Raw genomic sequence first — 14,905 nt, 5'->3', positions numbered from 1 at the left:
CCGTGACTAATTTTAGTTTTCTAATCATCGTCATACCACCATCTTCAGTGGATTAGTAACTTTCGACATTTAGTTAAAATATTAATTCCTACAAAATAAAAACTAGTTATTACTGAACGGTCTTCTGAGTGAATCAAGAAGCAGCCGTCAATGATGACTAGTTTGAAATAAATCATTATATTAAAGTATTTATGAAGCGTCAGCAGCCTGCACGAGTGCTAACAGTAGGTCATTTAGTTCAGCAGGGCTCTGAATAATTTGATCAGGAATGACGTTGGGTTTTACCTGATCATTTTGACGGTGATTGAACCAAAAAGTCTGCCAACCAGCGTGTTTAGCACTAGTCATATCAAGTGCAGCGTTGTCACCGACATAGACGGCCTCGCCGGCTTTAATGCCAGCTTGGTGAGCCCAGGTAGTGAAGATGGAAGGATCGGGTTTGGCGATTCCTAGTTCTTCGGAAATGAAGATATAATCAGGATGAACGAAGTGTTCAATCTGAAGTTGGTGCAACTTTTGATGTTGAATTGACGCAGGACCATTAGTAATGACGCCGATTTTATAATAGCTACTGAGTTTAGTCAGCGTGCTAGCTAGGCCTTCAAATAACTGAATGTTTGTGAGTGCCTGTTGATAGGCCATCTCAAACTGGATAGCCCAGTCGGTCGTAACATCATCAGTAACTGTGGCTAAGGCGTACCGGATACGGGCAGTCTGCCACGCTTCTAAACTGAGGGTGGCGTCGGTAACCTGATTAAAGGTTTGATCATTAAAATCATGGAATCGATTGAAGATTTGTGCGAGTTCGTCACCAGCTAATGGCCGCTGAAAGGTTTCAGACAGCGCGGTGACAAACGGTGATTTTTGATCATACAATGTATCGTCGAGATCAAAAATGATGGCTTTTATCATTATTTAAGTGAGCCTCCCTATGCGAGATTGTATTTTAACATACTTTTGGTGATTCACAAATTGTTGATGAAATTGCTTGCATGCACTGGTGATTTTCGGTATACTAATTTTTGGTGTTAAAACCAATTCACACTCACTGTGATGTTGGCGGCTGTGCTCGGGAGAGTGCCGTCAGCAGATGACCGGTGGGGCGGAATAAAACAAATTTTTTGGAGGCATATTTATTATGGCTGTTATTTCTATGAAACAATTGCTTGAAGCCGGTGTCCATTTCGGTCACCAAACTCGTCGTTGGAATCCTAAGATGAAACCATACATCTTTACGGAACGGAACGGTATCTACATCATTGACTTACAAAAGACGGTCAAGATGATTGATTCAGCTTACAACTTCGTTAAGGACGCTGCAGCTGATGATGGTGTTGTTCTTTTTGTTGGGACTAAGAAACAAGCCCAAGATTCAATCGAAGAAGAAGCTACCCGTGCTGGTCAATATTTCGTTAACCACCGTTGGTTAGGTGGGACTTTGACTAACTGGAACACCATCCAAACTCGGATCAAACGTCTTAAAGATTTAAAGAAGATGGAAGCCGATGGTACTTTCGACCGCTTACCTAAGAAGGAAGTTTCATTATTAATGAAACAACGCGCTAAGCTTGAGAAGTTCTTGGGTGGTATCGAAGATATGCCTCGCATTCCAGACGTTGTATTCATCGTTGACCCTCGCAAGGAACAAATTGCGGTTAAGGAAGCTCAAAAGTTGAACATTCCTATCGTAGCCATGGTTGATACGAATACTGATCCAGATGACATCGATGTTATCATCCCATCAAACGATGACGCTATTCGTGCCGTTCGTTTGATCACTGCTAAGATGGCTGACGCTATTATCGAAGGCCGTCAAGGTGAAGATGAAGATGTTACCGCAGATACATTCAAAGACAACAAAGACGCTAAAAAGTCTGTTGATTCTTTGGAAGATATCGTTGAAGCCGTTGAAGGCGACAATGATGGCAAGTCTGCTAAATAATTAACTGAAATAATTAGGCTGTCTAAAAAATCGCGGACCATTACGGCCTGATTTTGAGGGCAGCTTTTTATCTAAAATCAAGAGACTCAAAGGAGAGTACATTATGGCAAAGATTTCTGCAGCACAAGTTAAAGAACTTCGTGATAAGACCGGCGTTGGTATGATGGACGCTAAAAAAGCGTTAGTTGAAACTGATGGTGACATGGCAAAGGCCGTTGACGTTTTACGTGAAAAAGGTGTTGCTAAGGCTGAAAAGAAGAGTGGCCGTGTTGCCGCTGAAGGTACTGCAGCCGTTGCTATTAAAGGTAACAAAGCCGCAATTGTTGAAATCAACTGTGAAACTGACTCAGTTGCTTCAACTGACAAGTTCAAGACCTTAGTTACAGAACTTGCTGACATGATTGCTGAAGCTGAACCAGCTACTGTTGACGATGCTTTGGCATTGAAGACAGCTAACGGTACAGTTAAAGATGACGTTATCGAAACGACTCAAGTTACTGGTGAAAAGATCAGTCTTCGTCGTTTTGAAGTTGTTGAAAAGAGTGACGACCAAAACTTTGGCGCTTACCTTCACAATGGCGGTCAAATTGGTGCCTTAGTTGTCTTAGACGGCGCTGATGAAACAGTTGCTAAGGACGTTGCAATGCACGTTGCTGCCATCAACCCAGAATACGTTAACCGTACTCAAGTGCCTGCTGAACGTTTAGCACACGAAAAAGAAGTTTTAAGTAAGGAAGCCTTAAACGAAGGCAAGCCTGAAAAGATCGTTGCTAAGATGGTTGAAGGCCGTTTGAACAAGTGGCTTTCAGAAATCAGTTTGGATGATCAAGAATTCGTTAAGGATTCTGACCAAACCGTTGCTCACTACGTTGAATCTAAGGGCGGCAAAGTTAACAAATTTGTTCGCTTCGAAGTTGGCGAAGGTATCGAAAAGAAGGCTGATAACTTTATCGATGAAGTTATGAGTCAAATCAAAGACTAATCATAGTCTAAAGTAATAACTAAAACGGGGATTACTGCAAATTTTATTTTTGTAGTGATTCCTTTTTTGTAGGGATTGCTGTGAAGCCGGTTTAAAAAGAGAATTCGGTTAGTTTTTATACCGTATTACTGGCTGTAAGCGAACGCTAATTCAAATATATGGTAAAATAATAGACAGATAATCTTGAGGAGGACAAAACGATGTCAGAAGTTAAATACAAGCGTGTAATCCTGAAACTTAGTGGCGAAGCCTTAGCAGGTGAAAAGGGTTTTGGTATTAACCCACCCGTTATCAAAACGGTAGCCGAAGAATTAAAGGATGTCTATGATATGGGCGTTCAAATCGCCATCGTAGTTGGTGGTGGTAACATGTGGCGTGGTGAAGCCGGTGCTCAAATGGGAATGGAACGTGCCCAAGCCGATTATATCGGTATGCTTGCAACCATCATGAATGCCTTAGCACTCCAAGATAATTTGGAATCAATCGGCGTACCAACACGGGTACAGACATCGATTGAAATGCGTCAGATTGCAGAACCTTACATTCGTCGCAAGGCGATGCGTCATTTAGAAAAACGTCGGATCGTGATCTTTGCTGGTGGTACGGGTAGTCCATACTTCTCAACTGATACGACCGCTGCATTGCGTGCCGCTGAAATCAATGCCGATGCGATCTTAATGGCTAAAAATGGTGTTGACGGGGTCTACTCCGCTGATCCTAACAAGGACAGTAATGCTGTGAAGTTTGATAAATTAACGCATCTTGATATTATCAACAAAGGGCTACAAGTTATGGATACGACGGCTAGTTCATTATCAATGGATAATGATATTCCAGTTGTGGTCTTTAACTTGAATGAACCTGGTAATATTCGTAAGGTCGTTGCTGGTGAACACATCGGTACGACAGTAAGGGGGAAATAACATGGCAGTAACAGAACCAATCTTAAAAGACGCACAGGATCGTATGGATAAAGCGGAAGCCGCTTTACAACGTGAACTTGGCAACATTCGAGCAGGACGTGCTAACGCTTCATTGTTGAGCCGAATTTCAGCAGACTATTACGGGACAATGACACCATTGAACCAGATGGCTGCAATTACGATACCTGAGCCACGGGTATTGATGGTAACACCATTTGACAAGAGTGCCTTAAAAGAAATCGAAAAGGCCATCCTATCCTCAGACTTGGGTATTAGCCCAGCTAACGATGGTTCAGCGATTCGTTTAGTGATTCCACAATTGACGGAAGAACGTCGTAAGGAATTGGCTAAGGACGTTAAAGCAGAAGGTGAACGTGGCAAGGTTGCCGTTCGTAACGTTCGTCGTGATGCTATGGAAGCATTGAAACGCGCTCATAAAGACGGTCAGTTCACTGATGATCAATTACATGAACTTGAAGAAGAAGCTCAAAAATTGACCAATCAAGCTGGTAAGAATATGGATAGCATCGTTGCCGACAAAGAAAAAGAAATCTTAGAAGGCTAAATTTTACCGCTTTTTTATTAAGGCTTGAAGAAATTCAAGCCTTTTTTTGTTCACGATTAGTTAAATGAGGCTTTTTTTGGTAAAATAGTGCATAGTTAAGCTATTTTTATGGAGGTGCGCTTTGTTCGCTTTTTTTAATAAGAAGGATCCTGCTGATATGGATGACGTGCAACTTGACACTAATCGGATTCCAGCCCACATTGCTGTCATTATGGATGGCAATGGTCGCTGGGCAAAGTCACGGCACTTACCGCGGATTGCTGGACACAAGGAAGGCATGAATACGGTCAAGAAGATTACGATCGCTGCTAGTGATTTGGGCGTTAAAGTATTGACGCTCTATGCGTTTTCAACGGAAAACTGGAAACGGCCAACTGATGAAGTGAATTACTTAATGCAGTTGCCAGTCAGTTTCTTTGATACGTTTGTGCCGGATTTGATCAAAAATAACGTGCAGGTGCAAGTAATGGGTTACGTGGATAAGTTACCAGCCGCGACTCAAACGGCCGTCAACAACGCTATTGAAGAGACTAAGGATTGTGATGGGATGGTCCTCAACTTTGCTTTGAACTACGGTTCACGGGCTGAGATCGTGACTGGGGTACAAAAGATTGCCCAGCAGGTTGCTGATGGACAATTGACAGTCGATGAGATTGACGATACGACGGTTGATGCTGCTTTGATGACGGCATCGTTGGCTCCGTACAGTGATCCTGATTTGTTGATTCGTACGAGCGGTGAAGAACGGATCTCCAATTTTTTAATGTGGCAGATTGCTTATAGTGAACTGGTCTTTACAGATGTAAAATGGCCGGACTTTACGGCAGCGACCCTGAAAGCCTGTATCGCGGATTATCAAAGTCGTGATCGGCGTTTTGGCGGTATTGCTGATAACAAATAAAAGGGAGTTTTTGTATGAGACAACGGGTCATTACGGCAGTCGTTGCGTTAATTTTGTTTATTCCAGTTATTTTTATAGGTGGGGTAACGTTAGATATTGTCGCTATGTTATTAGGTGCAATCGCAATGAGTGAATTGCTGATTATGCGTAAGAAATTGCTGATTTCATTTGAAGCGATTGTGAGTATGTTGGCGGTTATGATTCAAATTGCACCTAACAAATGGTTCAATGGTCTACCTGATCAACTAAACAAAGCGTACGTTGTTTACTTTTTAGTTATTTTACTCTTGCTACACACTGTGTGGTCACGGAACCGGTTCTCATTTGACGATGCCGGTGTCTTGACACTTGGAACGTTATACATTGGGATGGGCTTTAACTACTTCACCGCTGCACGTGGTGTGAGTGTTTATATGTTACTTTTCTTAATGTTCATCGTTTGGGCAACGGATAGTGGGGCTTACATGGTTGGACGTAAGCTAGGTAAACACAAAGTAACGCCAATCAGTCCTAATAAGACGTGGGAAGGCTGCATTGGTGGTAGTATTATTGGTGTCATCATTGCCAGTGCCTTTGCAATTGGTTTCCACGTTGGTTATGCGAGTGCGATCAGTATGATTGCAATCACCATCGTCTTATCAGTCGTTGGCCAATTTGGTGATTTAGTAGAATCAGCTTTAAAACGTTATTATGGTGTTAAGGATTCCGGTAAAATCTTGCCAGGTCATGGTGGGATTTTGGACCGCTTTGACAGTATGTTACTTGTCTTTCCAATCGCACACTTATTCGGTCTATTTTAGAACCGAATACCCAACCGTGGGAGAAAGGAGCGCTTAATTGATCGTTACAATTATTACGTTCATTATCGTTTTCGGTATCTTAGTTATTGTCCATGAATTTGGTCATTTCTACTTCGCTAAAAAGGCGGGCATCCTCGTGCGAGAGTTTTCAGTCGGGATGGGACCTAAAGCGGTAGCGTTTCGGCGCAATGCCACAACCTACACGTTACGATTTTTACCAATCGGTGGTTACGTCCGGATGGCCGGCGTAGCGGACGATGAGGATGAAGAACTTAAGCCTGGGACACCTGTTAGTTTGCAAGTCGGTGAAGATGGCCTAGTTCATTCAATCAATGCTAGTAAAAAAACGACCTTGTTCAACGGGATTCCGTTGTCAGTGACCGCTACCGATCTCGAAAAAGAGTTATGGATCGAAGGTTACGAAAATGGCGATGAGAGTGAAGTTAAGCGTTATGCCGTTGATCACGATGCCACCATTGTTGAAAGTGACGGCACCGAGGTGCAAATTGCACCAGTCGATGTTCAGTTTCAATCAGCTAAGTTATGGCAACGGATGTTAACTAACTTTGCCGGTCCCATGAATAACTTTATTCTGGCAATCATTACCTTTGCCATTCTTGCATTCATGCAGGGTGGCGTGACCACGACGACCACCAACGTCGCTGCAACTACGGCGAACTCAGTTGCGCGTCAAGCTGGTATTCAAAAAGGTGATCAGATTGTTGCGGTCAACGGGAAAAAGATGACCAGTGCCCAGTCGATTTCCATCCTGATTCAGGATAGTCCTAAGCAGCAGTTGAACTTAACAGTTAAACGCGATGGACAGACAAAGCACGTTAAAGTCACCCCAGTTAGCAAAACCGTATCTGGTAATAAAGTCGGTCAAATTGGGGTTCAGTGGGCAACCAAGACGGATACGAGTCTTGGTGCCAAGCTGGCTTACGGATTTACGGGGTCGTGGGGAATTACGAAACAGATCTTCCAAGTCCTTGGAAGAATGTTTACACACGGTTTTAGCTTGAACGATCTTGGGGGACCAGTGGCAATCTTTGCGACCACCTCACAAGCGGCTAAATCTGGCTTACGTACGGTGATCTACTTACTGGCAGTCCTATCGATCAACTTGGGAATTGTTAATTTGTTACCAATTCCAGCACTTGATGGTGGTAAACTAGTATTGAACATTTTTGAAGGCATTCGGGGCAAACCATTGCGAGTTGAGACTGAGAGTATCATTACTTTAGTCGGGTTTGGCCTATTGATGTTATTAATGATCTTAGTAACTTGGAACGATATTCAACGGTATTTCTTCTAAGTGATAATTAAACTGGAACCATGAGGAGAAGATTTGTAGATGAAACAATCGAAATTATTAATTCCGACATTAAAAGAAGTCCCTAACGATGCTGAAGCATTAAGCCATCAGATGATGTTACGGGCTGGCTATATTCGTCAGATTTCAGCCGGAATGTACGCTTATTTACCTTTAGCTTACCGGGTCTTAACGAAGATCGAAGCGATTATTCGTGAAGAAATGGAAAAGATCGATGCAGCAGAAATGTTAGTTCCCGCTGTGATTCCAGCCGAATTATGGAAAGCAACCGGCCGTTACGAAACATACGGTCCCGAACTATTCAAACTACAAAATCGTCATGATCGTGAATTCATCTTGGGACCAACCCATGAAGAAACTTTTACGTCATTGATCCGTGATGAAGTAAAGTCATACAAGCGTTTGCCATTGACGTTATATCAAATCCAAGCCAAGTATCGTGATGAAGATCGTCCTCGTTATGGTTTGCTACGTGGCCGCGAATTCATCATGAAGGATGCTTACTCATTCCATGCGGATGAAAGCTCTTTAGATGACACGTTCCAAGATATGGCGAAAGCTTACCAAAATATCTTTGAACGTTGTGGATTGAAATTCCGTTCAATTATCGGTGATGGTGGTGCCATGGGTGGTAAGGATTCTCGTGAATACTCTGCTATGGCTGCCGTTGGTGAAGATACGATCGTTTATTCCGACGCTAGTGACTACGCCGCTAACTTGGAAATGGCTCGTAGCCTGTACGTGCCTAAGAAGTCACATGCTTCACTTAAAGACATGGAAAAGATCGAAACACCAGGCGTTGGCACAATCGATGAATTGGCTGATTTCTTGACGGTTGACGCTGATCAACTCGTTAAGAGTATCTTGTTCATCGCGGACGAACAGCCAGTAATGGCTTTAGTACGTGGTGACCATGAAGTCAACGACGTTAAGTTAAAGAACTACTTGGGTGCTGACTTCTTGGATATGGCAACCCCTGAACAAGCCCAACAATATCTTGGTGCTAGTTTTGGTTCATTAGGACCAGTTAACGTTAGTGCTGACGTTAAGATTATTGCTGATCAATATGTTAAAGACATGGTCAACATCACAGTTGGTGCTAACGAAGACGGCCATCACTTTACCAATGTGAACCCTGAACGCGACTTCCACGCAGAAGATTATGTGGATATTCGTTTTGTTCAAGAAGGCGAACTTTCACCTAATGGTGCGGGTGTCTTGAAGTTCACTAAGGGGATTGAAATTGGTCATATCTTCAAATTAGGGACGCGTTACTCTAAGGACTTGCACGCCGAAGTCTTAGATGCTAACGGTCGTAACGTTCCGGTTATCATGGGCTGTTACGGTATCGGGGTATCACGCTTGTTGTCAGCAATCGCTGAACAACGTGCTGATGAAGATGGGTTGATCTGGCCTAAAGCTATTTCACCATTTGACGTGCACGTGATTCCTGTTAACCCTAAGAAGGAAGATCAAGTTGAAGTTGCTAACCAAGTTGAAGCACAACTAGAGGCTGCTGGTTACAACGTCTTATACGATGATCGTAAAGAACGTCCTGGGGTTAAGTTTGCGGATTCTGATCTGACTGGGATTCCAGTTCGGATTACGATCGGTAAGAAGGCCAGCGAAGGCATTGTTGAAATCAAACTCCGCCAAACTGGTGAAACTTTAGAAGTTAAGCAAGAAGAAACGGCCAATAACTTGGCAGTCTTACTTGAAAATATTGACTAATTGTTGCGAATCCATTCGTTGCAAGTTAGCTTAAAAATGCGTACACTTAGTAATGAGTGAATGCGAAAATCACCTAGTTTCGGCTATTCGAAGCTAGGTGATTTTTATTGATAAATAATCTAGCTATAGTGATGATTGTTAGCTGAAAATTGCTGGTACCGCTAATACACACATTGTGGATGACGAATGCGCCCTAATTCCGCCTACCGGGGCGTCCTGACAATGTTGGAAACGTGGTGGGCACACTTAAAGCTCAGCAAAACCCCGCTGCAATCTTTAAGCTTGGCCTTATCCTAGCCGAGAAAAGCACTCAGCCAAGGATAATTTCATCACTGAACATTGTCAGGACGCCCCTCACGGCTGGATAGTAGTTGATATCAGTTAGGTGTGCACCCAATTTTTAAATAGCAATCAGTGTTCTATTTAAAGCTTAGATTAAAATATAATCATGACAAATATCAATCTAATTTGCATTAATATTAATGGCTAGTGACACACAAGGAGGCCTACAGGTGAGTTTAGATCAACAAGAAATGTTTGAGAAACTTCTTGAACAAATTGAAATGCCGATGGGCCCTGAATTTACGGAAGCTGCGATTACTAAGCTGACCGTTCATCAAGCTTCAAAAGTTTGGGAGTTCCATCTGCACTTGCAGCATGTTTTGCCATACGAGCAATTTATGACTTTTCAGAATAAATTACAGTTGGCCTTCAGAGATATTGCGCAGGTGACTTATACGGTAGCGACCGATGATGCGGAAGTCAATTCACGGGCGTTAGCGGAATACTGGGAGTGGATTGTCCAGAATAGTGGCATCAAATCTCCTTTAGTACAGTCATTATGTAATAGCAACGTGCCGACTTATGAAGACGGTCGGGTGATTTTGCTGGCAGAAAATGAAGTGATTCGTAATTTCTTAACCAACCAAGCCTTGGGACCAATTGAAAGTACGTATCGGCGACTCGGATTTCCGAAGTTCTCCGTGCACACTATGATTGACGAAACGGCGTCACAGGCAAAGATTCAAGAATTTCACGCCCAAAAAGCTAAGTCTGACCAAGAATTAGCAAAGAAGGCTGAGGCAGCCATCAAAAAGGCTAACGAAAAACGTCAAAAACAAGCGGATGCCCCCGTTCAAATTGATGGGCCAGTACAATTAGGGAAACAGATCAATTCGCAGGAACCGGCCAAGCAATTGGTACAGATTACTGAAGAAGAACGTTCCGTAGTCGTTGAAGGTTACGTTTTTGACATGGAAGTTCGGACGCTGCGTTCACAACGGCAATTATTGATTCTGAAGGTAACCGACTACAGTTCCTCAATGGTCGTTAAGAAATTTTCACGTAATGCTGAAGATGAAGCCCAATTTGCTGCTTTAAAAGCGGGTATGTGGGTGCGCGTCCGTGGTTCTGTTCAGGAAGATAGCTTCATGCGCGATTTGACTATCAATGCCTATGATATTAACGAAACGACCCATGCGACTCGCCAAGACAAAGCTCCTGAAGATGACAAACGGGTTGAATTGCATTTGCATTCCAACATGAGTCAAATGGATGCCACGAACGGTGTGTCAGATTACGTTAAGCAGGCAGCTAAGTGGGGTCACCCCGCGATTGCGATTACCGATCACTCGGGTGCCCAAGCATTCCCCGAAGCTTTTGCGGCTGGAGAAAAAAATAACATTAAGATCTTATATGGTGTCGAAGCCAACATGGTCGATGACGGTGTGCCCATTGCTTATAACGATAGGCATGATGACTTAAAGGAATCGACCTATGTGATCTTTGATACGGAAACAACGGGACTGTCAGCCATTTATGATCGGGTGATTGAATTGTCAGCCGTCAAGATGGTTAAAGGGAACGTTGTCGATCAGTTTGAAGAATTCATTGATCCTGGGTTTCACTTATCCGAAACGACAACTAATTTGACGAGTATCACCGATGACATGGTTCGAGGTTCCAAGTCGGAGGAAGAAGTTTTCCGACTTTTCCGCGAATTTTACGGTGATGCGATTATCGTTGGGCATAATGTCACTTTCGATATTGGTTTCATGAATACTGGTTACGCGCGTCATCAGATGGGGCCGATTACGAACCCTATCATTGATACGTTGACGTTAGCACGGTGGTTATATCCGAACTTACGGGGTTACCGTTTGAATACGTTGGCGAAGAAGTTCGGCGTTAACTTGGAACATCATCATCGTGCCATCTATGATGCTGAAACGACGGGTCATCTGAATCATCTGTTTATTAAGGATGCGGAGGAGCGCTACGAAGTTCAATATCACGATCAATTAAATGATCATATGAACGAAAACTCAGCTTACCGACATGCACGACCGTTTCACGCGACTCTCTATGCTAAAACGCAGGCGGGCTTGAAGAATCTGTTTAAGATTATTTCACTGTCAAACGTGGAATATTACTATCGGGTTCCCCGAGTGCCACGAAGTATTTTGAATAAGTACCGCGACGGCATTATGGTTGGTTCGGCTTGTTCTAGCGGTGAAGTCTTCACGGCGATGATGCAAAAAGGGCAGGAAGAGGCCCGGCAAAAGGCCAGTTACTACGATTTCCTAGAAGTTCAGCCGAAAGCAGCGTATTCGTCTCTGATTGAGAGTGGCTTGATTGCCGATAACCAACACTTGGAAGAAATCATCCATAATATGGTCGACCTTGGTCATGAACTAAAGATTCCAGTGGCAGCTACTGGTGATGTGCATTACTTGAATCCCGAGGATAAGGTTTACCGGAAGATCTTGATCCATTCGCAACCAGGGAATCCGTTGAACCGAACGGAACGTCCTGATGTCCATTTCTTGACGACCGATGAAATGCTGAAGTCGTTTGACTTCTTAGGTCCAGAATTGGCACACGAGGTAGTCGTAGAGACACCGCGTGCAATAGCGGATCAGTTTGAGACTGTTCGACCGGTTAAGGATAAGTTATACACACCGCGGATGAAGGGCGCCGAAGAAGAGATTGAAAAATTGACGCTGGATCGTGCGCATGCGTGGTATGGTAATCCACTACCCGAGATTGTTCAAAAACAGGTAGACAAAGAATTGAAGAGTATCATCGGTAACGGGTTCTCAGTTATTTACTTGATTGCCCAGCGATTAGTGTTCAAGAGTAATAAGGACGGCTACTTAGTTGGTTCTCGTGGTTCGGTCGGTTCTAGTTTAGTGGCGACATTGTCAGGGATTACGGAAGTTAACCCGATGCCACCACATTACCGTTGTCCTAATTGCCAGTATTCACATTTTTACACTAATAATGAGTATGGTTCAGGGTATGACTTGCCACCAAAGGACTGTCCAAAGTGTGGAACTGACATGGTGCGCGACGGCCAAAATATTCCGTTCGAAACCTTCCTTGGATTCTACGGAAATAAGGTTCCCGATATTGATTTGAACTTCTCTGGGGATTACCAACCAATTGCGCATAATTATACAAAAGTACTGTTCGGTGAGAAGAACGTATACCGGGCCGGAACGATCGGTACGGTCGCTGACAAGACTGGTTATGGTTATGTCAAAGGTTATGAACGGGATGCTAATCAAACCTTCCGTTCAGCTGAAGTTGACCGGCTAGCCAAGGGGACTACCGGTGTTAAACGAACGACTGGGCAACATCCGGCTGGGATTATCGTTGTGCCTGATTACATGGACATCTACGACTTTACACCGGTTCAATACCCAGCAGATGACCAGACAGCCGCTTGGCAAACGACCCACTTTGATTTCCATTCGATCCATGATAATATCTTGAAAATTGATATTCTGGGTCATGATGATCCTACGATGATCCGGATGCTCCAAGATTTATCGGGGGTTCAGCCTGAGAGTATTCCACCAGTTGATCCGCATGTCATGAAGATCTTTTCGAGCCCTGAAGTATTAGGTGTTACTGACGAACAGATCTTCTCGAAAACGGGGACACTTGGGATTCCGGAATTTGGGACGCGGTTCGTTCGTGGAATGCTGGAAGAAACTCACCCGTCCACATTTAATGAATTGTTACAGATCTCTGGGCTTTCTCATGGAACCGATGTGTGGTTAGGTAACGCTGAAGAGTTGATCAAAGACGGTACCGTCACACTGGCCGAAGTTATCGGTTGTCGTGATAATATCATGACCGACTTGATCCACTACGGCATGGAATCAGATATGTCCTTCCAGATTATGGAACACGTTCGTAAGGGACGTGGGATTCCTGACGAGTGGCAACAAGCGATGAAGGATGCGAATGTGCCGGATTGGTACATCGAGTCGTGTCTAAAGATCAAGTATATGTTCCCGCGGGCCCATGCGGCAGCTTATATCTTGATGGCGCTGCGGGTGGCGTACTATAAGGTTTACTTCCCGTTGATCTATTACACGGCCTACTTCTCGGTACGTGCGGATGACTTTGATTTAGTTGCCATGGCGCACGGCAAAGACGCCGTTAAGACTTCGATGAAAACCATTACGGATAAGGGTATGGACGCCAGCACTAAGGAAAAGAACTTACTGACGGTGCTCGAACTGGCTAACGAAATGCTGGAACGTGGGTTTAACTTCTCAATGGTTGACTTAGATAAGTCCGATGCGACTGACTGGTTGATCGAGGGGGACACGCTGATTGCGCCTTTCCGAGCCGTTCCTGGCTTGGGATTGAACGTTGCCAAGCAGATTGTAGCCGCGCGTGCGGATAAACCATTCTTATCAAAGGAAGATTTGTCTAAACGTGGTAAGGTTTCTAAGACGTTGATTGAATTCATGACGGAAAACGGTGTTTTAAGCGATTTGCCGGATGAAAATCAATTATCATTGTTCTAAAAATATATGTTGAAGTAATAGGCTACTTGCAGTTAACCGCGTGATGGTTAGCTACAAGTAGTTTTTTGTTATTAGTCTAAAGCTTGAGTGATTGACTTTCGATTTGCCGAGATATTTGTTGACTAGTCTAATTGCTAGAACGTGACGGTAAGAAGCGGGTGTTTGGCAACTTAAAAGTACACATGCAGCCGTTTAATTAAATGTTTTGTTAGAATTTAAATAGATTTCAAAGAGAATGTATAAATTAAAATGAGCTATTCTAGCAACAATAGCTTTAATTATAGGAGCTTTAAATAGCGTAAACTTGCGGTTTAACGATAATTATGCTACTATATGGGTTGTAATTTAAAACTCGTTAACGAGTGAGCAGCGATGCTCACTCTTTTTATTGGACTAATCTGAATAGGAGGCACAGCCTTGAGTAATAACGTTGTTGAAACCATTCAGCCATTGGCAGCAGCCATTACTGATGCGCACCAGTTTGAACTTGTAGACATGGAATTTGTTCGCGAGGGTCAGAGCTGGTTCTTGCGCGTCTACATTGATAAGCCAGGTGGCATTAATATCGAAGAATGTGCGATGGTTAGTGATGAACTCAGTGAGAAATTAGATACTATCGAACCAGATCCAATTCCACAAGCCTACTTCTTGGAAGTTTCTTCACCAGGTGCGGAACGACCATTGAAGAAAGAAGCTGATTACGAAAATGCAATCGGCAAGTACGTTCATATTGGGTTATACCAAAAGGTGGATGGTAAGAAAGTCTTTGAAGGCGATTTGACTGCCGTGACACCAGATACATTGACCGTTGCCTATCTAGATAAGACCCGTCATAAGACGGTTACTATCGATCGTCAACAGATTTCACAAGCCCGTTTAGCGGTTAAGTTCTAACTCAGTAA

General features: G+C 43.5%; 11 protein-coding genes. 10 read left to right on the top strand and 1 reads right to left on the bottom strand.

Going from position 1 to position 14,905, the window contains the following annotated elements:
• Positions 1 to 189 precede the first annotated feature (189 nt).
• Complete coding sequence (locus tag ACG95_RS07195; RefSeq protein ID WP_047999881.1) at positions 190 to 912, bottom strand: HAD family hydrolase; 723 nt, start codon at positions 910 to 912, stop codon at positions 190 to 192.
• Between the two features lie 226 nt (positions 913 to 1,138).
• Here ACG95_RS07195 and rpsB point away from each other — a divergent pair, with 226 nt between their 5' ends.
• The 10 genes from rpsB to rimP all read left to right on the top strand — a co-directional run bounded on the left by rpsB (position 1,139) and on the right by rimP (position 14,897).
• Entirely contained in the window at positions 1,139 to 1,942 is an 804-nt protein-coding gene (gene rpsB / locus ACG95_RS07190; protein WP_047999880.1) for a 30S ribosomal protein S2, read from the top strand.
• Between the two features lie 103 nt (positions 1,943 to 2,045).
• Positions 2,046 to 2,924 carry a translation elongation factor Ts gene (gene tsf, locus ACG95_RS07185; protein ID WP_047999879.1) on the top strand — a complete coding sequence of 293 codons (879 nt, stop codon included), beginning with the start codon at positions 2,046 to 2,048 and terminating at the stop codon, positions 2,922 to 2,924.
• A gap of 200 nt (positions 2,925 to 3,124) precedes the next feature.
• Complete coding sequence (gene pyrH / locus ACG95_RS07180) at positions 3,125 to 3,847, top strand: UMP kinase (RefSeq protein WP_047999878.1); 723 nt, start codon at positions 3,125 to 3,127, stop codon at positions 3,845 to 3,847.
• Position 3,848: 1 nt separating this feature from the next.
• Complete coding sequence (frr, locus tag ACG95_RS07175; protein WP_047999877.1) at positions 3,849 to 4,412, top strand: ribosome recycling factor; 564 nt, start codon at positions 3,849 to 3,851, stop codon at positions 4,410 to 4,412.
• 121 nt (positions 4,413 to 4,533) lie between these two features.
• A complete protein-coding gene (locus ACG95_RS07170) occupies positions 4,534 to 5,313 on the top strand; it encodes an isoprenyl transferase (protein ID WP_082137328.1) in 780 nt (259 codons plus the stop codon).
• Positions 5,314 to 5,327: 14 nt separating this feature from the next.
• Complete coding sequence (locus ACG95_RS07165; RefSeq protein WP_047999876.1) at positions 5,328 to 6,113, top strand: phosphatidate cytidylyltransferase; 786 nt, start codon at positions 5,328 to 5,330, stop codon at positions 6,111 to 6,113.
• A gap of 37 nt (positions 6,114 to 6,150) precedes the next feature.
• The gene (gene rseP, locus ACG95_RS07160) at positions 6,151 to 7,428 is read left to right on the top strand and encodes an RIP metalloprotease RseP (protein ID WP_047999875.1); all 1,278 of its coding nucleotides are present in this window, start codon (positions 6,151 to 6,153) and stop codon (positions 7,426 to 7,428) included.
• A gap of 39 nt (positions 7,429 to 7,467) precedes the next feature.
• Complete coding sequence (locus tag ACG95_RS07155) at positions 7,468 to 9,177, top strand: proline--tRNA ligase (protein WP_047999874.1); 1,710 nt, start codon at positions 7,468 to 7,470, stop codon at positions 9,175 to 9,177.
• 512 nt (positions 9,178 to 9,689) lie between these two features.
• Positions 9,690 to 14,003: a PolC-type DNA polymerase III gene (locus ACG95_RS07150; protein WP_047999873.1), complete on the top strand. Its 4,314-nt coding sequence runs from the start codon at positions 9,690 to 9,692 to the stop codon at positions 14,001 to 14,003.
• A 417-nt stretch (positions 14,004 to 14,420) separates the two neighbouring features.
• Positions 14,421 to 14,897: a ribosome maturation factor RimP gene (gene rimP, locus ACG95_RS07145; RefSeq protein ID WP_047999872.1), complete on the top strand. Its 477-nt coding sequence runs from the start codon at positions 14,421 to 14,423 to the stop codon at positions 14,895 to 14,897.
• The last annotated feature ends 8 nt before the right edge of the window (positions 14,898 to 14,905 follow it).

The organism is Lactiplantibacillus herbarum (genome assembly GCF_001039045.1).
Classification (GTDB): domain Bacteria; phylum Bacillota; class Bacilli; order Lactobacillales; family Lactobacillaceae; genus Lactiplantibacillus; species Lactiplantibacillus herbarum.
Note: the sequence above shows the minus strand (reverse complement) of the source record. Positions and strands in the feature narration are given on the sequence as shown.